General features: G+C 72.3%; 24 protein-coding genes and 1 pseudogene. 9 read left to right on the top strand and 16 right to left on the bottom strand.

The annotated features are described in order from the left end of the window. Positions 1-184: 184 nt before the first annotated feature. The 8 genes from AMK26_RS25740 to mshD form a co-directional block, all read right to left on the bottom strand. Positions 185-985 carry a hypothetical protein gene (locus AMK26_RS25740; protein ID WP_143608627.1) on the bottom strand — a complete coding sequence of 267 codons (801 nt, stop codon included), beginning with the start codon at positions 983-985 and terminating at the stop codon, positions 185-187. 23 nt (positions 986-1,008) lie between these two features. Continuing rightward, positions 1,009-1,416 (bottom strand): NUDIX hydrolase, encoded by a 408-nt coding sequence (locus tag AMK26_RS25745; RefSeq protein WP_241838077.1) that lies wholly within the window; start codon positions 1,414-1,416, stop codon positions 1,009-1,011. Continuing rightward, the gene (locus AMK26_RS25750) at positions 1,413-2,366 is read right to left on the bottom strand and encodes a CHAD domain-containing protein (RefSeq protein ID WP_073757155.1); all 954 of its coding nucleotides are present in this window, start codon (positions 2,364-2,366) and stop codon (positions 1,413-1,415) included. Before AMK26_RS25750 ends, AMK26_RS25745 begins: the two co-directional genes overlap by 4 nt. After that, complete coding sequence (locus tag AMK26_RS25755) at positions 2,353-4,578, bottom strand: RNA degradosome polyphosphate kinase (RefSeq protein WP_073757791.1); 2,226 nt, start codon at positions 4,576-4,578, stop codon at positions 2,353-2,355. The genes AMK26_RS25750 and AMK26_RS25755 overlap by 14 nt, the downstream gene beginning before the upstream one ends. Positions 4,579-4,813: 235 nt before the next feature. Then, positions 4,814-5,794, bottom strand: a complete 981-nt coding sequence (locus AMK26_RS25760) for an ABC transporter permease subunit (RefSeq protein WP_073757156.1) — start codon at positions 5,792-5,794, stop codon at positions 4,814-4,816. Then, the gene (locus tag AMK26_RS25765) at positions 5,791-6,684 is read right to left on the bottom strand and encodes an ABC transporter ATP-binding protein (RefSeq protein WP_073757157.1); all 894 of its coding nucleotides are present in this window, start codon (positions 6,682-6,684) and stop codon (positions 5,791-5,793) included. The genes AMK26_RS25760 and AMK26_RS25765 overlap by 4 nt, the downstream gene beginning before the upstream one ends. After that, the gene (locus tag AMK26_RS25770; RefSeq protein WP_073757158.1) at positions 6,681-7,067 is read right to left on the bottom strand and encodes a GntR family transcriptional regulator; all 387 of its coding nucleotides are present in this window, start codon (positions 7,065-7,067) and stop codon (positions 6,681-6,683) included. The genes AMK26_RS25765 and AMK26_RS25770 overlap by 4 nt, the downstream gene beginning before the upstream one ends. A gap of 95 nt (positions 7,068-7,162) precedes the next feature. Continuing rightward, complete coding sequence (mshD, locus tag AMK26_RS25775; protein WP_073757159.1) at positions 7,163-8,101, bottom strand: mycothiol synthase; 939 nt, start codon at positions 8,099-8,101, stop codon at positions 7,163-7,165. 122 nt (positions 8,102-8,223) lie between these two features. On the opposite strand from mshD, the gene AMK26_RS25780 reads away from it, so the two are divergent. Further along, positions 8,224-10,029 (top strand): bifunctional metallophosphatase/5'-nucleotidase, encoded by a 1,806-nt coding sequence (locus AMK26_RS25780; protein WP_073757160.1) that lies wholly within the window; start codon positions 8,224-8,226, stop codon positions 10,027-10,029. A 97-nt stretch (positions 10,030-10,126) separates the two neighbouring features. Here the strand turns inward: AMK26_RS25780 and AMK26_RS25785 are convergent, their stop codons facing one another. From AMK26_RS25785 to AMK26_RS25815, 7 genes and pseudogenes are all read right to left on the bottom strand, one after another. Then, positions 10,127-10,402, bottom strand: a complete 276-nt coding sequence (locus tag AMK26_RS25785; RefSeq protein WP_073757161.1) for a DUF397 domain-containing protein — start codon at positions 10,400-10,402, stop codon at positions 10,127-10,129. Next, a pseudogene (locus AMK26_RS25790) lies at positions 10,362-11,210 on the bottom strand (helix-turn-helix domain-containing protein). The gene AMK26_RS25785 and the pseudogene AMK26_RS25790 overlap by 41 nt, the downstream one beginning before the upstream one ends. A gap of 2,091 nt (positions 11,211-13,301) precedes the next feature. Further along, positions 13,302-14,726, bottom strand: coding sequence for a HAMP domain-containing sensor histidine kinase (locus AMK26_RS25795; RefSeq protein WP_073757162.1), 1,425 nt, complete (start codon positions 14,724-14,726; stop codon positions 13,302-13,304). Further along, complete coding sequence (locus AMK26_RS25800) at positions 14,723-15,457, bottom strand: response regulator transcription factor (protein WP_073757163.1); 735 nt, start codon at positions 15,455-15,457, stop codon at positions 14,723-14,725. Before AMK26_RS25800 ends, AMK26_RS25795 begins: the two co-directional genes overlap by 4 nt. A 19-nt stretch (positions 15,458-15,476) precedes the next feature. Further along, complete coding sequence (locus AMK26_RS25805) at positions 15,477-16,502, bottom strand: S1C family serine protease (protein WP_073757164.1); 1,026 nt, start codon at positions 16,500-16,502, stop codon at positions 15,477-15,479. Positions 16,503-16,596: 94 nt separating this feature from the next. Further along, positions 16,597-17,619 (bottom strand): LacI family DNA-binding transcriptional regulator, encoded by a 1,023-nt coding sequence (locus AMK26_RS25810; RefSeq protein ID WP_073757165.1) that lies wholly within the window; start codon positions 17,617-17,619, stop codon positions 16,597-16,599. A gap of 24 nt (positions 17,620-17,643) precedes the next feature. After that, positions 17,644-18,438: a response regulator transcription factor gene (locus tag AMK26_RS25815; RefSeq protein WP_073757166.1), complete on the bottom strand. Its 795-nt coding sequence runs from the start codon at positions 18,436-18,438 to the stop codon at positions 17,644-17,646. Between the two features lie 228 nt (positions 18,439-18,666). Here AMK26_RS25815 and AMK26_RS25820 point away from each other — a divergent pair, with 228 nt between their 5' ends. The 8 genes from AMK26_RS25820 to AMK26_RS25855 all read left to right on the top strand — a co-directional run bounded on the left by AMK26_RS25820 (position 18,667) and on the right by AMK26_RS25855 (position 23,718). Next, positions 18,667-19,488 (top strand): alpha/beta hydrolase, encoded by an 822-nt coding sequence (locus tag AMK26_RS25820; protein WP_073757167.1) that lies wholly within the window; start codon positions 18,667-18,669, stop codon positions 19,486-19,488. A 42-nt stretch (positions 19,489-19,530) separates the two neighbouring features. Further along, positions 19,531-19,785, top strand: a complete 255-nt coding sequence (locus tag AMK26_RS25825) for a MoaD/ThiS family protein (RefSeq protein WP_073757168.1) — start codon at positions 19,531-19,533, stop codon at positions 19,783-19,785. Beyond that, positions 19,721-20,944, top strand: coding sequence for a hypothetical protein (locus AMK26_RS25830; RefSeq protein WP_443333190.1), 1,224 nt, complete (start codon positions 19,721-19,723; stop codon positions 20,942-20,944). The genes AMK26_RS25825 and AMK26_RS25830 overlap by 65 nt, the downstream gene beginning before the upstream one ends. Positions 20,945-21,046: 102 nt before the next feature. Next, a complete protein-coding gene (locus AMK26_RS25835; protein WP_073757170.1) occupies positions 21,047-21,739 on the top strand; it encodes an LmeA family phospholipid-binding protein in 693 nt (230 codons plus the stop codon). Between the two features lie 197 nt (positions 21,740-21,936). Then, a complete protein-coding gene (locus AMK26_RS38745) occupies positions 21,937-22,017 on the top strand; it encodes a putative leader peptide (RefSeq protein ID WP_350497993.1) in 81 nt (26 codons plus the stop codon). A 163-nt stretch (positions 22,018-22,180) separates the two neighbouring features. Then, positions 22,181-23,026 (top strand): sulfurtransferase, encoded by an 846-nt coding sequence (locus tag AMK26_RS25845; protein WP_073757171.1) that lies wholly within the window; start codon positions 22,181-22,183, stop codon positions 23,024-23,026. A gap of 43 nt (positions 23,027-23,069) precedes the next feature. After that, complete coding sequence (locus AMK26_RS25850; protein WP_064067594.1) at positions 23,070-23,357, top strand: DUF1416 domain-containing protein; 288 nt, start codon at positions 23,070-23,072, stop codon at positions 23,355-23,357. 100 nt (positions 23,358-23,457) lie between these two features. Continuing rightward, on the top strand, positions 23,458-23,718 hold the full coding sequence (locus AMK26_RS25855; protein ID WP_079277821.1) for a DUF3099 domain-containing protein: 261 nt from the start codon (positions 23,458-23,460) through the stop codon (positions 23,716-23,718). A 41-nt stretch (positions 23,719-23,759) separates the two neighbouring features. Here AMK26_RS25855 and AMK26_RS25860 read toward each other — a convergent pair whose 3' ends face one another. After that, a complete protein-coding gene (locus tag AMK26_RS25860) occupies positions 23,760-24,122 on the bottom strand; it encodes a DsrE family protein (protein WP_073757173.1) in 363 nt (120 codons plus the stop codon). Between the last annotated feature and the right edge of the window lie 66 nt (positions 24,123-24,188).

Genomic DNA, 24,188 nt, shown 5'->3' on the forward strand with positions numbered 1-24,188 from the left:
CCGGGGGGCGGGGGGCGTGGCCCCTCCGGGCTCGTCTCTCCCCCAGAGGGGGCACCCCCACGAGGCCAGCGGCCTTGGGTGCCTCGGAACGGGAGCCCGGCCGGCGCCGCCAGCCTCTGCGGGGACGACCCTGCACGGCCCCACCCCTGGTCGGACGCCGGGTGCGGGGCTCCGTGGGTGGGGGTCAGCCCTTCTGCTTCAGGGCGGTCAGCGTCTCGGTGGTGTCCTTGATGAGCCAGTCCTTGAGGTCCTTCTCGTCCGGCCGCTCGACCTTGCTGTCGGGGCCGCCGCCGTACCAGGTCCACTCCATCTCGAAGGTGAACCAGCCGGATCGCACGGCGAGCAGCATGCTGCCGACCGTGTCCTTTCCCTCCCCGCGGTATTCGGTCACCAGGAACGCCTCGTCGCCGAGGTTGTCGATGGGGGCCGGCTGGTAGCGGTACCGGGACTTGTCGGTCGTCTTGTCCCGGTACGCCCAGTACGACGACGCGAACTCGGCCGACGGGTCGCCCGCCCTGTGCCACTCGGCCGACGTGCGGACGAACACGGTGTCGCCGTCCTTCTCGGTGGCCTGCAGGTCCTTGAGGTCCCGGTGGCAGTAGCTCTGGTCGAGGCCCTCCTGCTGGGAGGTGTAGCGCGAGTCGGCCCCCGCGAGGCTGTAGCGCCCCCGGAAGGCGTTGAGCGGGGCGGCCCCGCACAGGTTCGCCTCGTACGCGTACCCGCCGAAGTCGGGCTTCGCGGGAGCGGCGGCGTCCTCCCTGTCGAAGACGCCCGTCACGAAGAGCGTCGTCGCCCACACCGCGGAGGCGACCACCGCGCCGGTGACGGTGAGCAGCCAGCCCGGTATCCGCCTCCCTCCGGTCCCTCCGGTCCCTCCGGGCGCCGGGAACGGCTGCTGGAGGTACGGGTTGGGTGCCGGAGTGCCGTACTGCTGCCGATAGACGGGCTGTTGGTACGGATTGGGCTGCTGAGCGGGCGTCGACATGATCAGCAATGTATCCGGGCGGCTCAGCCCGGTACGCCGAGCGCCGCCAGGAGCGCCGGGACCAGGGGGCGGTCCTGGTGGTGGGACAGCCGGGTCAGGGCCGCCGGGGGCGGGAGCCACAGCAGGCGGTCCACTTCCCGGGTGGGGACGAACGTGCCGCCCGTCGCCTCGGCCTCCCAGTAGGTGACCTGCTTCGTACGGCCGTCGGCCATGAGGTAGCGGACCGTCGGGAGGCGGGCGCCCGGGCGGCAATGGTGGCCGGTCTCCTCGAGGACCTCGCGTACGGCCGTGGCCGGCAGGTCCTCGCCGCGCTTGGGCTTGCCCTTGGGGAAGGACCAGTCGTCGTACTTGGGACGGTGGACCAGGCACAGCTCCAGGCCGCCGGGCGCCCGCCGCCACAGGACGCAGCCGGCCGCCGGGACCACGGTCACCGCGCCGTCACCGCCGTACGCTGCCAGGCGCGCTGGAAGGCGTGCCGGGCCGCCTCAACCTCGTGCCGCTGGTCCGCGTGCAGCACCCCGAGCGCGTACGCCGTCGCGGGGGCGATGCGCGGCGTTCGCGCGGCGGTCGCGGCGGCGGCGGCCGCCTCCGCGGCGTCCCGGTGGCGGTCCAGCGCGCGGCCCGCCTCGTACAGCACGGGTTCCGTACCCCGCACCTCGCCCGCGTACCGGTGCAGCCGCAGCAGGAGCCGCACCTGGTGCCAGGGCCCGTCCAGCTGCTCACCGCCCACCGCCGGGGCCATCGGCAGGGCGGCCACCGCGTCCAGGAGCCGGCGCTCGACGACCTCCGCGGGCGGGCCGAGCACCTCGGAGGCGGGCGCGGCGGCGGCGGGGCCCAGCGGGACCTCCGAGGCCAGCAGCGCGACCGCGTCGGCGACCGCGTGGAACCGGGAGGAGCCCAGCGCCCGGAGGGCCGCGGAGTGGGCGCGCGTCCGGGCAAGGGTGAGCTGCCGCTCCAGCAGCGCCCCCGCCCGCGCCGCGCCCACGGCGAGGGCTTCCGCGCCGGAGCCGCCGGAGCCGCCGGAGCCGCCGCTCCTCTGAGCCGGGACGGTCGCCGTACCGCCCGACAGCCGGGCCAGCGCGTCGACGAGCCGGACGAGCCGCGACGTACAGGCGTGCTCGGCGGCCAGCGTGCCGGACAGCCACGCCAGTTCGGTGCGCAGCTGGTCCGCCCACGCGGCGTCCAGCAGCGGCCGGAAGGTGTGCAGCGTGCCGCTGATGCGGCGGGCGGCGGCGCGCAGCGCCCGGGCGGCCTCCTCGGCGCCCGCCGTGTCCGCGCCGCATTCGGTGTGGAGCCGCAGGCTGCGCAGGAAGTCCGCCGCCCGGGCGTGGAGGTAGGGCGACAGGATCTCGCCCGCGGGGGTCCGGTCAGGGTTGTGCACGTCGGCGCCTCCGCGCGTCGATCAGCATCTCCTGGACGTGCCGCAGCGGCTGGCCGTCGTGGTCCGTCGCGTGCCGCGTCCAGTCCCCGTCCGGTCCGAGGTGCCAGGACGAGGTGGTGTCGGCCATGCCGGTGTCCAGCAGCCGGTTGAGGGCGGCGCGGTGGGCCGGGTCGGAGACCCGTACCAGGGCCTCTATGCGGCGGTCGAGGTTACGGTGCATCATGTCGGCGCTGCCGAACCACACTTCGGGCTCGCCGCCGTTCCCGAACGCGAAGATGCGGGAGTGTTCCAGGAACCGTCCGAGGATGGAGCGGACCCGCACGTTCTCCGACAGGCCGGGCACTCCCGGGCGGATGGCGCAGATGCCGCGTACCCAGATGTCCACCGGTACGCCGGCCTGCGAGGCGCGGTAGCAGGCGTCGATGACGGCCTCGTCGACCATCGAGTTGACCTTGATGCGGACGTAGGCGGGCCGCCCGGCGCGGTGGTGGACGATCTCCTTGTTGATCCGCGAGATCAGGCCGTCGCGCAGTGACTTGGGGGCGACGAGGAGGCGGCGGTAGGTCTCCCGGCGCGAGTAGCCGGACAGCCGGTTGAACAGGTCGGACAGGTCCGCGCCGACCTGCGGGTCGGCGGTCAGCAGGCCGAGGTCCTCGTACAGCCGGGCGGTCTTGGGGTGGTAGTTGCCGGTGCCGACGTGGCTGTAGCGGCGCAGCGTGTCGCCCTCCTGGCGGACGACGAGCGACAGCTTGCAGTGGGTCTTGAGGCCGACCAATCCGTACACGACGTGGCAGCCCGCCTCCTCCAGCTTGCGGGCCCACTTGATGTTGGCCTGCTCGTCGAAGCGGGCCTTGATCTCGACGAGGACGAGGACCTGCTTGCCGGACTCGGCCGCGTCGATGAGGGCGTCGACTATGGGGGAGTCGCCGGAGGTGCGGTACAGGGTCTGCTTGATCGCCAGGACGTCGGGGTCGCCGGCGGCCTGCTCCAGGAAGGCCTGCACGGAGGTGGAGAAGGAGTCGTACGGGTGGTGCAGCAGCACGTCCCGTTCGCGCAGCGCGGCGAAGATGTCGGGCGCGGACGCCGACTCGACCTCGGCCAGGTCGCGGTGCGTCCCGGCGACGAACTTCGGGTACTTCAGCTCGGGCCGGTCGAGGGCGGAGATGCCGAACAGGCCGGTCAGGTCCAGCGGGCCGGGCAGCGGGTAGACCTCGGCGTCGGAGACCTTCAGTTCGCGGACGAGGAGGTCGAGGACGTACGGGTCTATCGACTCCTCGACCTCCAGGCGCACCGGCGGCCCGAAGCGGCGCCGCATGAGCTCCTTCTCCAGCGCCTGGAGGAGGTTCTCGGCGTCGTCCTCCTCGACCTCCAGGTCCTCGTTGCGGGTCACCCGGAACATGTGGTGCGCCAGCACCTCCATGCCCGGGAACAGCTCCTCCAGGTGCGCGGCGATGACGTCCTCCAGCGGGACGTAGCGCTGCGGGGACGCTTCGAGGAACCGGGAGAGCAGCGGCGGGACCTTCACGCGTGCGAAGTGGCGGTGGCCGCTGACGGGGTTGCGGACGACGACGGCCAGGTTGAGGGAGAGGCCGGAGATGTACGGGAAGGGGTGGGCGGGGTCGACGGCGAGCGGGGTGAGGACGGGGAAGATCTGCTGGCGGAACAGGGTGAAGAGGCGGGCCTGCTCCTTCTCGGTCAGCTCGGGCCAGCGGATCAGGTGGATGCCCTCGTCGGCCAGGGCGGGGCAGATGTCCTGCTGGAAGCAGGCGGCGTGCCGGGCCATGAGCTCCCGCGACCGGGTCCAGATCAGGTCGAGGACCTCGCGGGGCTGGAGTCCGGACGCGGACCGGGTGGCGACGCCGGTGGCGATGCGGCGCTTGAGGCCGGCGACGCGGACCATGAAGAACTCGTCCAGGTTCGAGGCGAAGATCGCGAGGAAGTTCGCTCGCTCGAGGAGGGGGGTCGCCGGGTCCTCGGCGAGCTCCAGCACCCGTTCGTTGAACGCCAGCCAGCTGCGTTCGCGGTCCAGGAACCGGCCGGTCGGCAGCTCGGCGCCCGCGCCGTCCTCCTCGTAGGAGTCGAGATCGGCGTCGAGATCGGGCGCCAGGTCGGACACCGGGACGTGTGCCACGGTGTGCGGCCGGTGCGCGGCGATGGAGCCGACGGACGGCTGGGGGTGCGGGACCTGGACCTCGGCGGGCTGCTGGCTCATGGCACCATTCTTCCGCGCGATGGGCTGGTCAAGCGCGTCGGAGCGGGCCGCGGACACGGCGGGCTTCATTGAGTGAGCGTCGCAAGCGTGTCTGAATGGTCGGTAACGACGACATGACGTCCCGGGGGCGGACGGCCAGACCCCCGTCCAGGCCGTCCGCCCCCGGGACGTGCGGGTGCGTGCGCGGGCCGGTGCGCCGGGGCGGATTGGCGGGACCGGCGCGCGGCTGGGTGCCTTACGCGTGGTGGCGGCGCAGGACGCGGAACGCGGCGTACGTCGCGGCGGCGGCGAATGCGAGGACGATGCCCGCCTCCACGAGCTGGATGGGCCAGAAATGCGAGGCCGGGTGGTAATCGAGGAAGTAGGTCACGTCTTGACGGTCGGCCCTGCACGGAGGGGGCGGCTGGGACGGTGGGCCGACGAAACAGTGGTCCAGGCCGATGCGCTCGCCTGAGGGGGTGAGCATGCCTTCCTCGACGCGCCACGTCCGGGAGACCTTGACGGCGGGTGGCTCACCCAGGCCGGTCGCGGTCCTGATCGGCCACAGGTGCACGCGCGTCTGGGACAGGAGGAGCAGAACTCCACCGGTGAGCACGGCGGTCGCGCTCATCGCGAGCACGGTACGGCGTACGAGCAGTCCGACGAGCGTGCCCAGCGCGAGCCCCATCACCGCACAGGCCGTGGGTATGACGCCGATCGAGGCGTACATCGTGGGCTCGTACCAGTAGGTGGGGAAGTCGTGGGCGGGCCCGGTCGACCATGACCAGGAGAAGAGCAGCGTCAACAGTGCCGTGCCCGCGATGACGACGCCCATGGGCACGGTGAGCTTGGCCGCGAGCCAGCGGGCGGGGCTGAGGGACTGGGTCCACGCCAGCTTGTACGTTCCGGTCTCCAGCTCCCGGGCGATCATGGGCCCGGCCACGAACGCCCCCACGACGGCGGGCAGCGCCATCATGCCGAGCGCGGCGTACTCGATGAGGTGCCGGGCGCTCCAGATCGCGTCCGTGTAGTCGCGGGCCGGCTGGAAGCAGCGCTGCTCCGTGCTGCTGACGGTGCAGTCCACGGCTCGCAGGGCCTCCGCCGCGCTGTCCGCCCAGGCGCGGGAGGCGACCATCATCGCGGCGGCGGCCACGACCAGGCCCAGTACCGTCCACAGCGCCCGTCGGTGCTGGCGTACGACGACCCAGCGGGGACCCGTCAGAAGCTGCGCGCTCACGCCGCCACCGCCCCGTCCGTGTCGACGGCCGCGCTCGGGGTGAGGAGCGGTGGGGCGTCCGGGGAGCGGAGATGGGCGAGCAACAGGTCCTCCAGGGACGGTTCCGTGGTGTGCCAGGGCGTGGGGGCGACGGGGCCGTCGTGGCGGACGAGCGCGGTGAGCTGGCGGCCCGTGACGCGGGACTCCACGACCGTGTGCGGGGCCAGGTCGGCGACGGGGCCGGTGACCAGGGTGTGGGCGGTGAGGATGTCGTCGATGCTGCCGCCGAGGCGGATACGGCCGTCGTCGACGAGCAGCAGGAAGTCGCAGGCGCCCTCCAGTTCGCTGAGGATGTGCGACGACATCACGACGGTCGTGCCGCGCTCGGCCGCGTCCGCCATGAGGGTGCCCATCAGCTGGTGGCGGGCGAGCGGGTCGAGGTCGGCCATCGGCTCGTCGAGCAGGAGCAGTTCGGGGCGCTTGCCGAGCGCCAGGGCGAGCGCGACGCGGGTGCGCTGGCCGCCCGAGAGGGTGCGGACGCGGGCGGCAGGGTCGAGCGGGCCGACGATCCGTTCGGCGACCTCGGCGTCCCAGCGGCCGGGGTTGAGTTCGGCGCCCACGCGGAGGGTCTCGGCGACCGTGAGCTGCGGGTACAGCGGCTTGTCCTGGGCGACGTACGCCACGCGTTCCCGGGCGGACGCGGGGTCGGTGCCGAGGACGCGGACCGTGCCGGCAGTCGGCCGCATCAGGCCGGCGGCCAGGGCGAGGAGCGTGGACTTGCCGGCGCCGTTGGGGCCGACGAGCGCGCAGATACGGCCGGCCGGGAGCCGGAAGGCGCAGTCCTGGAGCGCGGGGCCGCGCCGCCGTCCGTAGCGTTTGGCGAGGCCGTGGGCCTCCAAGGCGCTGGTCATGAGTCGTCCCCCTCGTAGAGCTGTTCCAGTACGGAAGTGAAGAGCGCCGTCACGTCGTCCCGCTCCAGCCCGGCCGCACGGGCGCGGGCGGCCCAGTCGGCGAGTTCGCCGCGCAGGGGGGAGTCGGCCGGGGCGCTGCCCAGGGTCTTCCGTACGAAGGTGCCGAGGCCGCGGCGGGCCTCGACGAGGCCCTCCCGTTCCAGTTCCCGGTAGGCCTTGAGCACCGTGTTCGGGTTGATGGCGGTGGCTTCGACGACCTCGCGTGCCGTGGGCAGCCGGTCTCCGGGTTCCAGCAGGCCGAGGCGGAGGGCCTGTTTGGTCTGCTGGACGATCTGGAGGTAGGTGGCGACGCCGCTGCGCCGGTCGATGCGGTACTCGACCACGTCCTTGCACCACCCTTTCACTAATCAAGTAGTGAAAGGGTGGTGCAAGAGAGGGCGAGGTGTCAACACCTCGCCCGTCTCTCAGAACACTCGCGTCACGTCTCCGAGCGGTACATCAGGTCCACCTCGTGCGTCGTGAACCCCATCCCCTCGTACACCCGCACCGCCGCCGTGTTGTCCGCGTCCACGTACAGCATCGCCGTCGGTACGCCCTCGGCCGCCAGGTGCCGCAGCCCGATCGCGGTCAGCGCCTTGCCGAGGCCGCCGCCCTGCGCCTCGGGGCTGACGCCGACGACGTACACCTCGCCGAGCTGCTCCTCGGCGTGCACCTTCGTCCAGTGGAAGCCCACGAGCTCGCCGTCCGGCTCCCGTACGGCCAGGAAGAAGCCCTTCGGGTCGAACCACGGCTCGGCCTTGCGGTCGTCCAGGTCCCGCTGGGTCAGCGACCCCTGCTCGGGGTGGTGCGCGAACGCGGCGGCGTTGACGGCCAGCCAGGCCGCGTCGTCCTGGCCCGGCACGAACGTGCGGACGGTGATGCCGGGCGGGAACACCGGCTCGGGGATGTCCGACAGGTCGGTGAGCGGCCGGCGCATCTGCCGCAGCTCCCGGAACAGGGTCAGCCCGAGCACCTGCGACAGGTGGCGGGCGGCCGACTTGCCGCCGTGCGCCCACACCCGCAGCCGCTTGCCGGAGGCGGCCAGCAGCGCGGAACCGAGCGCCCGGCCATGGCCACGGCCCCGGTGCGCGGGGTGGACGACCAGCTCGGCGGCCGGGGCCTCGACCGGGTCGGTGTCCTCCAGCTGGGCGTAGCCGACGAGGTCGCCGTGGACGGTGAGCAGCAGGTGCGACACCCCTTCGCGCCGCCCGCCGCGCAGCTGGAGCCGCCCCTGTTCGGAGACGGCCTGCATCCCGTCGGCGCGGGCAGCGTCGGCGAGGAGGGCGAGGACGGCCTGGGCCTGCTCGTGGGTGAGCTCGTCGAGGGTCTCGATACGGCGGCCGGGCTCAAGGGCCGGTACGGGGGCGTCAGTCGTCATGCGTACGAGCCTACGGCGGTCGATGGCAACCGGCTTGTAACCCTCCACCCCCTGTTGCGCTACGCGCGTTGACCCTAGGCTGCGCTGGGCCGTAGACAACGTGTTGACCACCGAGGGGACAGATGTCAGCCACACCGAAGAAGAACCGCGCGGGGCGGCGGATACTCGCCACCGCCGCCGGACTGGCCACCGTCGGCGCCCTGGTCGCCGCCCTCCCCGCCGGCGCCGATGACGGCGTGCGGACCGCCGCGCACACCGGCCGCACCGTCGACGTGCAGCTGCTCTCCTTCAACGACCTGCACGGCAACCTGGAGCCGCCGGCCGGCTCGTCCGGGCAGGTTACGCACCGGCATGAGGACGGTACGACCACGAAGATCGACGCGGGTGGTGTCGAGTACCTCGCCACGCACCTCCGTACGGCGCGCGAGGGCAACCCGTACTCCGTCACGGCCGCCGCGGGCGACATGATCGGCGGCTCGCCGATGCTGTCGGGGCTCTTCCACGACGAGCCGACCGTCGAGGCGCTGAACAAGCTGAAGCTCGACGTGTCGTCCGTCGGCAACCACGAGTTCGACGAGGGCGCCAGGGAGCTGGCGCGGATGCAGAACGGCGGCTGCCACCCCACCGGCGGCTGTTACGAGGAGGGCAAGACCTTCCCCGGCGCCGCCTTCCCCTACCTCGCGGCGAACGTGACGGACGAGAAGACCGGTAAGCCGATCCTCGACCCGTACTTCGTCTGGGAGAAGGACGGCGTCAAGGTCGGTTTCATCGGGGTGACCCTGGAGGGCACGCCGAACATCGTCACCGCCGAGGGCGTCAAGGGCCTGAAGTTCGGTGACGAGGTCGAGACGATCAACAAGTACACCAAGGTCCTGGAGCGCAAGGGCGTCAAGTCGATCGTCGCGCTCATCCACGAGGGCGGGGCGCCGGCCTCCGCCTCGTACAACTACGACTGCGACAGCCCGGGCGCGGGCGACGGGATCTCCGGCCCGATCGTCGACATCGCGAAGAAGCTGAACCCGCAGGTCGACGCGCTGGTCACCGGCCACACCCACCAGGCGTACGTGTGCACCATCCCGGACCCGTCCGGCAAGCCGCGCATGGTCACCTCGGCTTCCTCGTACGGCAAGCTCTACACGGACACGACCCTGACGTACGACCGGCGGAGCAAGGACATCGTCCGTACGGCGGTGGAGTCCGCGAACCACGTCGTGTCGCGTGACGTGCCGAAGGCCGCCGACATGACCTCGCTGATCGAGCGGTGGAACACGCTGGCCGCGCCGATCGCGAACAAGCCGCAGGGTTACATCTCCGCCGACATCAACGGCCGCGGTTCGACGGCGTACGAGAAGCCGCTCGGCGACCTGATCGCCGACGCGCAGCTCGCCGGGCTCGCCCCCGCCGACAAGGGCGGCGCGCAGATCGCCCTGATGAACCCGGGCGGTATCCGTGCCGACCTGGTCTACAAGGCGTCGGGCAGCGAGGGCGACGGGGTGGTGACGTACGGCGAGGCGTTCACCGTGCAGCCGTTCACCAACATGATGAACGTGGTCGACCTGACCGGCGCCCAGCTGATCACCGGCCTCCAGCAGCAGGTCAGCGGCTCGAACGAGGCCTCCCCGAAGATCCTCCAGGTCTCGAAGGGCTTCACCTACACGCTCGACATGACCAAGACGGGCGCGGCCCGGGTCGTGACCGGCTCGGTGAAGCTGAACGGTGAGCCGATCGACCCGGCGAAGACCTACCGCGTCGCGATGAACGAGTTCCTCGCGGGCGGCGGCGACGGCTTCCCGGCTCTCGCCCAGGGCACGAACAAGCTGGTCGGCGCGTCCGACCTGGACGTCTTCAACGCCTACCTGTCGGCCAACTCGTCGGCGAGCGCCCCCATCGCGCCGCCGGCCGCCGACCGGATCACGGTCGTGAAGTAGTTCCCGTACGCGCTACGCGCTACGAGGGCGGGGCGGGGCGGCGGGCCGGCGAAACGGCTCCGCCGCCCCGCGCCCCGCGTCGGCGGGACGGGGCGTCCTAGACGGTGCCCTCGGCCGCCGCGCCGACGAACGCCGCGAAGGCGGCCGGCGTCACGCTGAAGGCCGGGCCTTCGGGGCGCTTGGAGTCCCGGACGGCGATGTGGGCGGTGAGGTCGGCGACCTCGACGCACTCGCCGCCGGTGCCGCCGCTGTAGCTCGACTTACGCCAGGCGGCGGCGCCGAGGGGGGCGCACTCGACGCAGTCGCCGCCGGTGCCGCCGCTGTAGCTCGACTTACGCCACTGTGTGCCCGTGATCCTCGTGGTGGTCTCCATAACGTTCCTCCCGTACGCGGGCGATCAGCGCCGCAGAGTCCTCGACCGAGAGGGCCGCAGCCTGCAGGTGATCGTAACGGTGGGAACAGGTCCTGACGACCTTCGGATTGGCCGTCATGCCGCCCGAGTCGTAGTTCTCGGAGTACACGATGTCAGGGTCGCTCGCGAAGCGCAGGACGTTAAACGCGCCGACGGTTGCCGCGTGTTGGCCGGCATTGAACGGCAGAACCTGGATCCGTACCTCACGCCGGTCGGCGAACGTCAGTAGATGGCCGAGCTGCTCGTACATGGCCTCCCTGCCTCCGAAGGGCCGGTAGAGGACCGCCTCGTCCAACACGGCCCACACCAGCGGCGGTTCCATGCGCTTGAGGACTCGTTGACGGTCCATGCGTGCGGCGACCTGTTCGTCCAGGCCCTCCACCCAGCCTGCTTCGAGAACGGCTCGCGCGTACGGCTCCGTCTGGAGCAAGCCGTACACCAGTTGACATTGGAACGTGGAGATGGCGACCGCCTGGGCCTCCATCTCCGCGTACGGCTGGAACCAGTGCGGCAACTGGTGTCACATCACCAGCGCGTGGAGCCGCGTCAGTATGCCGTCCGTCATGAGCGCGGCGTCCACGCGTTCCGAGAACTCCCGTGTGGGGACACGCCTCGCGCACTCGATCATGCCGATCAGTGAACCGGTGACGAAGATGCAGTCCCCGAGCTGCTTCTGGCTCATCCCCGCCGCCTCCCGCAGGCGGCGCAATTCCGCCCCGTAGTAGGCCAGCGGCGACGCGCTCGGGTCCAAGTCGCGGATGTGCGTCATGGTGGCCGAGCGTAATGAGCCAGCTACATCGAGAGGTCGCGAATGGCCCAACTGGCTCGCTCACGCCAGGCCCGCCGGTGTGGGCGTGCTGGTCATGGTTACCGTGTGGGCCGCCCTCTCTCCGAGTGTGGCGGGCTCCGGCGTCCCGTCAAGGGCGCTCCCTTCGGTCGCGTCGCTTCGCGATGGGCTTCGCCCACCCTTGACCGGCCGCCTCCGCCCGCCTTTTCCCACTCGGAGGGCGGCCCCGGGGGAACGGGCCCAGGAGGGGCCCGCCTTTGCCGGTGCCGTTCGTGGCCGGGAGGCGGGTACTGGAGGGGGCGCGGCAGTGGAATGGGGCGGCGCGGCTCGGCTAAGCGGCGAGCGGCCGTCTCCCGGCTGAGGTACAGGACCTCGCTCCGGTGAGTGGTGGGTGCGCGGCAGTGGAATGGGGCTTCTGGGGTCGGTTCGGCGGCTGCGGGTGGGTGAGGGGTTGGGGTTCAGGCGGGTGGCTGGGGTGGGGTGGTGGCTGGGCCGGGGTGTTGCCCCGCCCGGCGGCCCGGGTGGAGGCGTGGGTGGGTGGGTGGGTGGCTGGCTGCCCGGCCGGTCGGCCTGTCGGCTCGCGGGCCCGGTCAAGGGCCCCTGCCGCCCGTGGCTGCTCCCGGGCACCTCACCGGCCCCGGCTGCCCCACAGGGAGGCCCCACCCGTCTCCTTGGTCACACCAGCACCGGGATGGGGGAGTTGTGGGCGGTGTGGGACACCTTCCCGCCGTGGTGTCGGGGGCTGTGGGCGTCCCATCCCGCCCACAACTCCGGCGAGGCGACACGGCTGTGGCTGGAGGGGCCGGAGGGGCGCGCCCCAGGCGGGTGCCGGACAGGCAACCGACCGTGCGGTGCACCGGTGACCGGACCCCGCCCCGACTTCTGGAGGAGACGAGGGGCTGGGTCCCGCCCCGGGCGCCGGGCAGACCTGGTTCTGTGCCAGGGCACGACGGCCCCCGCTTGGCGTCACGCGTGCCGGGCTCGAAAGTCCCAGGGGCCCCGCCCGCCTCACGAGGGCGCCTCACCGGTCCCCACCGTCACACTGGCACAACAGCCGGGGAGTTGTGTGCGGAGCAGGACACCTCCCGGCCACGAGCATCCCGACACGCGTGTCCGATCCCGCACACAACCCCAGTGAGCCGACACGACTGTGACCGGAGAGGCCAAAGGGGCCGCCCCTTCCCGGACTTCGAGCACCCCGCACAGGGGAGCAGCGGGCGGCAGCCGGACCGACCCGGCCGCGCCCAACCGTCCGGGAGGCCCCGGCCCCGGGCCGGAGACCAGGCCGCACCGGGAGCTTCACCGACCCGGCACCCGACGCCCCTGCCATGCCCCCGGCCGCCGTGCGGGGCAACACCCCGGCCCAGCCCCGCACCCACCCCAGCCACCCGCCTGAACCCCAGCCCCTCACCCACCCGCAGCCGCCGAGCCGGGCCCGGATGCCCCATGCCACTGGGGCGCACCCCCACCCACCGGAGCGAGGTCTTGTACCGCAGCCGAAAGGCGGCCGCCCGCCGCCGAGCCGACAGCGAGCACCCCATTCCACTGCCGCGCCCCCTGCGGCGCCCGCCTCCTGGCCATGAACGGCACGGGGAAAGGGGCGCCCCTCCTGGGCCCGTTCCCCCGGGGCCGCCCTCCGAGTGGGAAAAGGCGGGCGGAGGTGGCCGGTCAAGGGTGGGCGAAGCCCATCGGCGAAGCCGACGCGAAGCGCCCTTGAGGGGGCGCTGGAGCCCGCCACACTCGGAGAGAGGGCGGCCCACACGCCCACCGTGGCGGGGCGTCCGCCCCCGGGGCACAGCCCGGCAAGCTGCGGAGGCAAGCGGCTGGAAGGGACTCGGCATCGTCCCGATGGACTTCTCCCACACCCCCGCCGGGCTCGGCGAGGCCCTGATCCGTCACAACGCCTGAGATTGCCCCCGCAGGGGATTTCGCGGCCCAAGGTTCCCTCGGCGGCCGGTGAAAAACGTCATGGCGTATATCGGCCACTTCGGTTTGCGCCACGAGATCGTGGCCGGATAGCTATGTATCCACGCCCCCGGCCGGGGCCGAGGGGGAACCGGCCCCGGCCGGGGGTCAGACCGCGTCCGGGGACGACGGCGGTGTCGACGGCGGCGGCGTCGGCGCCCCCGGGAGCCGGATCACCGCGCGCGTGCCGCCGCCCTCCGCCGCCGTGAGCGTGACCTCGCCGCCCGCCTGGCGCACCGCGCGGGCCACGATCGACAGGCCGAGCCCCGAGCCGGGCAGGCTGCGCGCCGACGGCGAGCGCCAGAACCGTTCGAAGACATGCGGCAGCTCCTCGGGCGTGATGCCCGGGCCGTGGTCCCGCACGGTCAGCTCGCCGTCCACCAGCGCCACCTCCACCGTCCCGCCCGGCGGGGAGAACTTCACCGCGTTGTCCAGGACGTTCACCAGTGCCCGCTCCAGCCCGGCCGGCTCGGCCCGCACGTACCAGGGCCGTACGTCGTCCGCCGTGACCGTCAGCTCCGGGCCCCGCAGCCGCGCCCGCGCGAGCGCCGTACCGAGGATGTCGTGCAGCGCGACCACCCTGAGGCGCCCGGGGGCGGCCGCGTCCGGCCGGGACAGCTCCTGCAAGTCGCCGATCAGCGCCGCCAGTTCCGTCATCTGGGCCTTCACGGACGTCATCAGGGCCCGCCGGTCCCCGGGCGGGATCGCCCGCCCCGTCTCCTCACTGCGCGCCAGCAGCTCGATGTTCGTACGCAGCGACGTCAGCGGCGTGCGCAGCTCGTGCCCGGCGTCGGCGATCAGCTGCGCCTGCCGGTCCCGGGAGGACGCCAGCGCGGCCGTCATCGCGTTGAACGACCGCGACAGGCGGGCGATCTCGTCCTCGCCCTCGACGGGGATGCGTACGGTCAGGTCCTCCGTCCGCGCCACGTGCTCCACCGCCCCCGTCAGCCGGTCCACCGGCTTCAGCCCGGTCCGCGCCACCCACAGCCCGGCCGCGCCCGCGCCGAGCGCGCCGACCCCGGCGAGCACGGTGAGGACCAGGGCGAGCTGGTTGAGGGCGCCGTCGATCTCCGCCAGCGGCCGGGCGACGGACACCGTGAAACCCGTCCGGTCCGTACGGGTGAGAACCCTGACCGGCTGACCGCTGTCGGTGACGGCGTCGTGCAGGGACTCGTCACGCAGCCGCGCGGCGACCGCCGTGTCGGACGGCTGGACCACCACCGGCGTCGAGTTCGGTCCCACGCATCGCGTGCCGTCCGCCTGGACGATCTGGACGTACACGGTCCCCGGTGCCGTGCTCGTCCCGGTCACCGGCCCGGACTGCCGGCAGTCCAGGGCCGTCACCCGCAGATAGCTCTCCTGCACGGCCATGCCCCGCAACGACGTGTCCAGCTCGTCCCGCAGCTGCGCCCGCGTCAGCAACCAGCACGCCACCGACACCGCCGCCACCGCCACCGCGACCGCCGTCGCCGTCAGCAGGGCCAGGCGCGAGCGCAGCGGCAGCGCGCGGAAGCGGGAGAGCGGTCCGGTCACTCGGCGGCCCCGCTGCGCAGCACGTACCCCACGCCCCGCACCGTGTGCACCAGGCGCGGCTCGCCCACCGCCTCCGTCTTGCGCCGCAGGTACATCACGTACACGTCCAGGGAGTTGGAGCTCGGTTCGAAGTCGAAGCCCCACACCGATTTGAGGATCTGCTCCCTGGTCAGCACCTGCCGCGGATGGGACAGGAACATCTCCAGGAGCGTGAACTCCGTACGGGTCAGCTCCACCGGCCGGCCGCCCCGCGTCACCTCGCGCGTCGCCAGGTCCATCCGCAGGTCGGCGAACGTCAGCACGTCGCCCTCGGGCTGTGCGCCGCCGGAGGCCGCCGCGTACGAGCTGCGCCGCAGCAGCGCCCGGATGCGGGCGAACAGCTCGTCCAGCTCGAACGGCTTCACCAGGTAGTCGTCCGCGCCCGCGTCCAGGCCGGTCACGCGGTCGCCGACCGTGTCGCGGGCGGTGAGCATCAGGATCGGGACGGTCGAGCCGGCGGCGCGGATGCGGCGGGCGGCGGTCAGGCCGTCCATCCGGGGCATCTGCACGTCGAGGACGACGAGATCGGGGGCGTACGCGTCCATCCTCGCGAGCGCGTCGGCGCCGTCGACGGCGACGTCCGTCCCGTACCCCTCGAACGCGAGGCTGCGCTGGAGCGCCTCGCGCACGGCGGGCTCGTCGTCGACGATCAGGATGCGGTCGGCGTCGGTGTTCATGGGGCCAGCGTTCATGGGGCCAGCGTCGCACGCGTCACGTGCCGGATCCGGATCCGGACCGGAGGGCGTCCAGGTCGGCCTTGACGGTGTTGACCGGGATGGCGAAGCCGAGGCCTACGCTGCCGGCCGTGGAGCCGGTGGCGGCGCTCGGCGAGTACATGGCGGAGTTGATGCCGATGATCTCGCCGTTCATGTTGATCAGCGCGCCGCCGGAGTTGCCGGGGTTGAGCGAGGCGTCGGTCTGGATCGCCTTGTACGTGGTCTTCGAGTCGCCCGTGTCGCCGTTGAACTGCTGCCCGCCGAACTCGAAGGGCCAGCCCTGGCGCGGGTCCGGCTGCTGCCGCCCCTCGTCCTTGGCCACCGTGACGTCGCGGTCGAGCGCGGAGACGATGCCGCTGGTCACGGTGCCGGTCAGGCCTTCCGGCGACCCGATGGCGACGACCTGGTCGCCGACGCGGACCTTGTCGGAGTCGCCGAGCGTGGCTGCCTTCAGCCCGGACGCGCCCTGGAGCTTGATCAGCGCCAGGTCCTTGCCGGGGTCGGTGCCGACGACCTCGGCGTCGTACGTCTTGCCGTCGCTGAGCCGGACCTTGATCTCCGAGGAGCCCGCGATGACGTGGTTGTTGGTGACGATCTCGCCGTCGCCCGTGATGATCACGCCGGAGCCGGTGGACTTGCCCGAGTTCGACGTCGCGCTGATCTCCACGATGCTCGGCGACACCGCCTGGGCGACACCGGCGACGGTGCCCTTGCTGGACTGCGACACGCTGGTGCCGGTCACGCCGCCGGTCGCGGTCGGCGCCGGGTCGTCGCCGGTGAGCCGTTGGACGAGCGTCGCGGTGCCGCCGCCGACCGCCGCGGCCGCGATCGCCACGGCGGCGAGCAGGGCGACGGGCCGGCGGGCGCGCCGGTGCTCCGCACGCGGCTCGGCGGTCGTCGCGGAGGCGGGAGCGTAGGCCGGCGGCGGCGGGTAGGGGGCAGGATCGCTGTACCCCGGGTACGGGGTGGGCCGGTGCCGCTGGTCGCCCTCATCGCCGCTTCGGCGGTAGTGGTCCGTCATGAGTACGACTCTCGGGGCCGTTCATGAGAACCGCCTGAGGACGTCCTGAGAAGCCCGACAGAACCGCGTATGTCGCAAATAAAGAGCCGCGGTGTCAGCCGCAGCCGCAGGACCGGCGCACTATCAGCGCCGACGGGAACTGCTTCACGCGCTCCCGCCGCGACCCCGCCACCCGCAGGCCGTCGTCCAGGACCAGGTCCACCGCCGCGCGGGCCATCGCCGGGCGGTCGGAGGAGACCGTGGTCAGCGGCGGGTCCGTCAGCGCGGCCTCCTTGACGTCGTCGAAGCCCGCCACCGCCAGGTCGCCCGGCACGTCCAGGCGCAGCTCGCGCGCCGCGCGCAGCACGCCGATCGCCTGGTCGTCGGTGGAGCAGAAGATCGCCGGCGGCCGGTCGGGGCCCGACAGGATCTTCAGGGCCACCTGGTAGGCGTCGTAGCGGTTGTACGGGGCCTGGAACAGCCGGCCCTCCACCGAGCGGCCGGATTCCAGCATCGCGCGGCGCCAGCCCTCCTCGTGGTCGGCCACCGGGTCGCCGACGGCGGGGGTGTTCTCGACGCCGCCGAGGCAGGCGACGTACGCGTGCCCGTGCTCCAGGAGGTGGCGGGTGGCGAGCTGCGCGCCGCCGATGTCGTCCGTGACGACGGCGACGTCGTCGATGGCCTCGGGCCGCTCGTGCAGCAGCACCACGCGCGCGTCCCACGCCTCGATCTCCAGCGCGGCGCGCTCGCTGGGGCCCTGGCTGACCAGGATCAGCCCGGCGACCCGCATGCCGAGGAAGGCGCGCAGGTAGTGCACCTCGCGGTCGTCGCGGTAGTCGGAGTTGCCGACGAGGACCATCTTCCCGCGGTCGGCGGCGGCCCGTTCGACCGCGTGCGCCATCTCCGCGAAGAACGGCTGCCGCGCGTCGGGGACGATCATGCCTATGAGGTCGGTGCGCCGCGAGGCCATGGCCTGCGCGACGCGGTCGGGCCGGTAGCCCAGCTCCTTGATCGCTGCGAGTACCCGCTCGCGCGTGGCCGGGGCGACCGGCCGGGGTCCGTTGTTGATGACATAGCTCACGACGGCGGTGGAAGTACCCGCCAGTCGCGCCACATCGTCCCGCGTCACCTTGGCCACGCGCGGCAGTCTACGCGGGGTGACCTACCTCTGGGCAGGTCGTACGGCGGCTTCCTGCACCTCTTCGGTGTCCTCCGTACGGGTGGCGGCCGCCGCCTTTGCCGCCTTCGCCTCTTTCGTACGGGCCTCCTCGGCCGCGCGCTCCACCTTCTCGGGCGTCACGAAGCGGTAGCCGACGTTGCGGACGGTCCCGATCAGCGACTCGTGCTCGGGGCCCAGCTTGGCGCGCAGCCGCCGTACGTGGACGTCGACCGTGCGCGTACCGCCGAAGTAGTCGTACCCCCACACCTCCTGCAGGAGCTGGGCGCGGGTGAAGACCCGGCCGGGGTGCTGCGCCAGGTACTTCAGCAGCTCGAACTCCTTGAAGGTCAGGTCCAGGACCCGGCCCTTGAGTTTGGCGCTGTACGTCGCCTCGTCGACCGACAGGTCGCCGTTGCGGATCTCCATGGGGGAGTCGTCGGCGGTGATCTGCTGGCGGCCCGTCGCGAGCCGGAGCCGTGCCTCGACCTCGGCGGGACCGGCCGTGTCCAGCAGCACGTCGTCGATGCCCCAGTCGGCGGTGACGGCCGCGAGACCGCCCTCCGTGACGACCAGGATCAGCGGGCAGCCGGGCCCCGTGGAGCGCAGCAGCTGGCACAGCGACCGCACCTGCGGCAGGTCGCGGCGGCCGTCGACGAGGATCACGTCCGCGCCGGGGGTGTCCACGAGGGCCGGGCCCTCGGCGGGGGCCACGCGCACGTTGTGCAGCAGCAGTCCGAGGGCGGGGAGCACCTCCGTCGACGGCTGGAGGGCATTGGTGAGGAGCAGCAGAGAGCTCATCGCGCGTCCCCACCTGCCCGGGTCGTCGTCGTCCTATGGTCGTGCACGGTTCGCTGGCCCATAACGTCGGTTCCTCCTCGGTCCCTGCGAGGACGTTGCGGCACTGCTTCGTACGAGGCTCCCCGCGCCCTGAGAGCCTTTGTTCACCTGCCTGTAACAACGGGCGGAAAACACAAAAGGACCCGGGGGCTGCGTTGCCCGGATCCTCTGCCGAGCACAATAGCCCACATGAGTTCCGAGAAAGAGGGCGCATTTCACATCGTGGATGTTCCCTCGATCACTCCGGGCCCTCTGCGCGCAACGTTGCGTACATCCGACGGGGTCGCGATCGAAGCGGTTCATGCGCCGTACAAAGCACCGCATACAGACAGTGTTACGGACACGGCCATTGTTGTCGCCCATGGATTCACGGGCTCGGTGGACCGGCCGGCGGTGCGGCGGGCGGCGCGGGTGTTCGGGCGGCGTGCCGGGGTCGTGACGTTCTCCTTCCGCGGGCACGGCCGGTCGGGCGGCCGTTCCACGGTCGGTGACCGGGAGGTGCTGGACCTGGCGGCGGCGGTCGCGTGGGCGCGTGAGCTGGGGTACGCGCGCGTGGCGACGGTCGGGTTCTCGATGGGCGGGTCGGTGGTGCTGCGGCACGCGGCGCTGTACAAGGACGCGGCGGACGGGGCGCGTACGGACGCCGTGGTCGCCGTCAGTGCTCCCGCGCGCTGGTACTACCGGGGTACGGCGCCGATGCGGCGGCTGCACTGGGTGGTCACCCGGCCCGCCGGGCGGCTGGTGGGCCGCTACGGGCTGCGCACCCGCATCCACGACCGGGACTGGGACCCGGTGCCGATGCCGCCCGTCGAGGCGGTGCCGCTGATCGCCCCCGTGCCGCTGCTGATCGTGCACGGCGACCGCGACCCGTACTTCCCGGTCGACCACCCGCGGATGCTGGCGGCCGCCGGCCCCGCCGAACTGTGGCTGGAGCCGGGCATGGGGCACGCCGAGAACGCGGCGGACGACGCCCTGCTCGCCCGCATCGCGGACTGGCTGGCGGTGCCATAGCTCATGATGGATGCCGACGAGGCCGACGAAAGGAGTGCCGCTATGGCAGCGGGGACCATCCGCTACTGGGCCGCGGCCAAGGCCGCCGCCGGGATCGCCGAGGAGCCGTACGCCGCGGAGAACCTGGCCGAGGCGCTGGACGCCGTGCGCGAGCGGCACCCGGGCGAGCTGGTCCGGGTACTCCAGCGGTGTTCTTTCCTGGTCGACGGTGATCCCGTCGGGACCCGGAGCCATGAGACCGTACGGCTTGCCGAGGGCGGCACGGTCGAGGTGCTCCCGCCGTTCGCAGGAGGGTGAACCGCACAGCATGAGCAGCGATCAGCAGTACCCGTACGGACACGGGTACCAGGACCACCCGGACGTCGCGCAGACGTGGGAGGGCCAGACCTGGGACACCCAGTACCAGCCGGCCGTCGAGCACCCCGTGCAGCCCGTGCAGCCCGCCCAGCCGTACGCGGCGGACACCGCCTACCTCCCGGCGCAGGGGGCGTTCGGGGGCTCCGGCTCGTACCCGCTGCCCCCCGAGGTCCCGTACGACACCCCCACCACCCACCTGAGGCCGGTCGCCCCGGACCCCGCGCCCACCACCCACCTGCGGCCGGTCGCCCCCGGCCCCGCCGCCCCCGGGCCGGTTTCCGAGCCGGTTTCCGGGCCCGAGTACAGCGCGCCCACCACCTCCGGGCACGTGCGGATGACCGACGCCCAGCGGGCCCGCGCCGAGGGCCGTTCGCCGGTCATCGAGCCGGGTATGCAGCCGGCCCTGCTGACGGCGCTCCTCGGGATCCTGATGGCGGCGGGCGCCGCCCTCGGGTCGTACGGACTGCTCGTCCCGCTGATCCTGCTCCAGGCCGTCACCGCCGCCGGCTGGTTCCGGCTCAACGGCATGTGGCCCGCCCGACAGGGCATCGCGCTCGCCTTCGCCGGCGGCCTCGCCGCGGACATCGCGCTGCTCGCCGCCGGCAAGGAGCACGCGCCCGCCGCGATCCTCGGCACGCTCGGGGTCTGGGTGCTCCTCGTCCTGGTCCTCCAGCTGCGCAGCCACGCCGGCTCCGACGAGCGCCAGTACGGCCTGATGGCCACGGTCACCTCCGCCGCGCTCGCCGTCGTCGCGGCCGGGCACCTGGCCGCCGCGTCGGACGCGGTCGTCGTGGGCGGCCTCGCGGTCGCCGTCACGGTCGTGGCCCGCGCGCTGCCGCTGCCGGGCGCCGCGTCGCTCGTGGTGGCGCTGCTCGCGGCCGCCGGTGCCGGGGCCGCCGCCGGGGGGCTGACCGGCATGGGGGCGCAGGGCGCGCTGCTGGGGCTGGGCGCCGGGGTGTGCGCGCTGATCGGCCACCGGGTGGCCAGTTACGACTACCCGTCCCGCTTCGTCCACATGACGGCCGGGGTGGCGCTGCCGCTCGCTGTCGCCGCGCCCGCCGTCTACCTGCTGGGGCGCGCGCTGGCCTGCGTGGTGTAGGTGACAGACGGGGAACCAATGAGTAGCCTCGCGCGTCGATCATGACGTGACCGGGGGCGGGGCGCGAACACGCGCGCGAACAGGGTGGGGGAACACCGGGCAATGCGAGCACTGCGAATACTGCTGATCACCGCTGTGATCCTGGGTGGTCTCTTCACCATCGCGGACCGCTTGGCGGTGAACTACGCCGAGTCCGAGGCCGCCGAGCGCATACGGGCCAACCAGGGCCTGGCCGGCTCCGCGGACGTCTCGATCAAGGGCTTCCCGTTCCTGACCCAGGTCATGGGCAAGGAGCTGGACCAGGTCGACGTCACCCTCACGGGCGTGGAGGCGTCGGCCGGCGGGCGCAAGGTCCGCGTCACCGAGATGAACGCCGCCCTGAAGAACGTGCGGCTGAAGAACAACTTCTCCACCGCCGTGGCCGCCACCGCATCGGGCACCGCCCGCATCTCCTACGCCGACCTCGGCAAGGCGTCCGGCGAGGACGTCACCGTCGGCTACGGCGGCAACGGCAAGGTCAAGGTCACCGGCAGCGTCGACGTCCCGGTCCTGGGCAGCGTCACGCGCAGCGTGCTGTCCACGGTCAGCCTGGTGGGCGGTGACACCATCCGCGTACGCGCCGACACGGTGCCCGGCGAGGGCATCCCGGGGGTCGAGGAGCGCATCCGCGAGCGCACCGACTTCGACCGGCAGGTCGGCGGGCTGCCGACCGGGCTGAAGCTGACGAAGGTCGAGGCGACGCCCGGCGGTGTCGTGGTCACGGTCACCGGCACGGACGTCGTGCTGGCCGGCTGAACCGCCGCCCTACGGCTCTATTCGGCCACATCGTGAGACGGGGCCGTCCGCTCCGCAGATGACGGGCGGCAATGCCCCGCGCGGCGGCCGGGCCGTCACTCTTCCGGGTGGCCCTCCGTCCCGCATTCCGGACGATCGTGTCTCACGATACGACACGCCGGTGACACGGCCACCGGTCCGTCCCTACGATCGGCGTCATGAAGCGACAGGCGGATCTCACGAAGCGGCGGGCAGTAGACCTGTGCCGCGTCGCCGCCATGCTCTGTCGCTCCGTCTGAGCGGGAGCCCGACCTCCCGTATTCCAGGGCCCGTTCCACCATCGAGGCCCGACCCGGTGCCGAATCCACCCGTTGAGCCCGTACCCCCGTACGCGAAGACGCGAAGAGCATCCGGCACCACCCCGCCGCACCCCGCCGCACACTGCCCCGGAGGAGAACACACATGAGCCGCAGCGACGTCCTGGTAGACGCCGACTGGGTCGAGGCCCACATCGACGACCCGAAGGTCGTCATCGTCGAGGTCGACGAGGACACGTCGGCGTACGACAAGAACCACATCAAGAACGCCGTCCGGATCGACTGGAAGAAGGACCTCCAGGACCCGGTCCGCCGCGACTTCGTCGACCAGGAGGGCTTCGAGAAGCTCCTCTCCGCGAAGGGCATCGCCAACGACGACACCGTCGTCCTCTACGGCGGCAACAACAACTGGTTCGCCTCGTACGCCTACTGGTACTTCAAGCTGTACGGCCACGAGAGCGTCAAGCTCCTCGACGGCGGCCGCAAGAAGTGGGAGCTCGACTCCCGCGACCTGGTCGACGGCTCCGAGGTCCCCAGCCGCCCGGCCACCCAGTACAAGGCCAAGCCGCAGGACACCTCCATCCGCGCCTTCCGTGACGACGTCGTCGCCGCGATCGGCAGCCTGAACCTGGTCGACGTGCGTTCCCCCGACGAGTTCAGCGGCAAGCTGCTCGCCCCGGCGCACCTCCCGCAGGAGCAGTCGCAGCGCCCCGGCCACGTGCCGAGCGCCCGCAACATCCCGTGGTCGAAGAACGCCAACGACGACGGCACGTTCAAGTCCGACGAGGAGCTCAAGGCGCTGTACGCCGAGGAGCAGGTCGACCTGGCGAAGGACACGATCGCCTACTGCCGCATCGGTGAGCGCTCGGCCCTGACCTGGTTCGTCCTGCACGAGCTGCTCGGCCAGGAGAACGTCAAGAACTACGACGGCTCGTGGACCGAGTACGGCTCCCTCGTCGGCGTGCCGATCGAGCTCGGCGCCAACAAGTAGTCCCGGACCTCCCGTCCACCCCTCACACCCCTCAGGAGTACCCATGTGTGGAGCACAGGCCGGCGGCCCGGACGCTTCGACGATCAAGCCCGGTGAGACCACGATCCAGGGTCAGGTGACCAAGGACGGCGAGCCCGTCGTCGGTTACGTGCGCCTGCTGGACTCGACCGGTGAGTTCACCGCCGAGGTCCCGACCTCCGCGACCGGCCAGTTCCGCTTCTACGCGGCCGAGGGCACGTGGACCGTCCGCGCCCTCGTCCCGGGCGGCACGGCCGACCGCACGGTCGTCGCCCAGCAGGGCGGCCTGGCCGAGGTCGCCATCGCCGTGTGACGTACCCGAATACCGGCCGAAGGGCCGCACCTCCTGGGGGTTGGACGCTTACCGGGACCGAGGTGCGGCCCTTCGGTCGTTCCCGTCCTACGCTGGACGTATGTACGCACAGCGCCGGCGTGCCTACTTCCGGATGATGACGGCCTGCCTGGTGCTCTTCGTGGGCGCCTGGGCCGTCGTCCGGCTGTGGTCGGTGCCGGCGGCCATCGCGATGTGCTTCGTCGCCATGGTCATCCCGCCGGTCGCCGCGATGATCGCCAACCGGCGGGGGCCGGAGGACCGCTGGTGGGACGACCCGTCCGGCGACCCGAAGTCCGACGAGTGGTGGGACGAGCTCGACGGCAAGAAGCGCCGCGACTAGTACGCCGGTGACCAGTACACCAGCGCCTGGTACGCCGGCGCCTAGTACACCAGCGCCTGCGTGCCGTCCGTCATCGTCTCGCTGACGAAGACCTGCGCGCCCGCGATGCGCACGCCCTCCAGTACGTCCTTCTCCGTGATCTCCCGACGCGCCGCGCACTGCGTGCACAGCGTGATCCGCCCGCCCGCCAGGATCGAGTCGATCAGGTCCGGCAGCGGCGCCGCGTGCGGCAGCTCGAACTCCGCCGCCCGGCCCGGCAGCGCGAACCACGAGGACTCGCCGGTCAGCCAGAGCGACACCTCCACCCCACTGGCCACGGCCACCGCCGCCACCGTGAAGGCCTGCGAGCAGCGCTCGGGGGCGTCGGCCCCTGCGGTCACCTTGATCACGAGCTTCTTCGCCATATCCGGAACTGTAGTGCGCGCCCCTGGGCCGAACCTCACACGGAGGGCCGGGTCCCCACCCATTAC

Origin of the sequence: Streptomyces sp. CB03234, from assembly GCF_001905885.1 — a bacterium.
GTDB lineage: Bacteria > Actinomycetota > Actinomycetes > Streptomycetales > Streptomycetaceae > Streptomyces.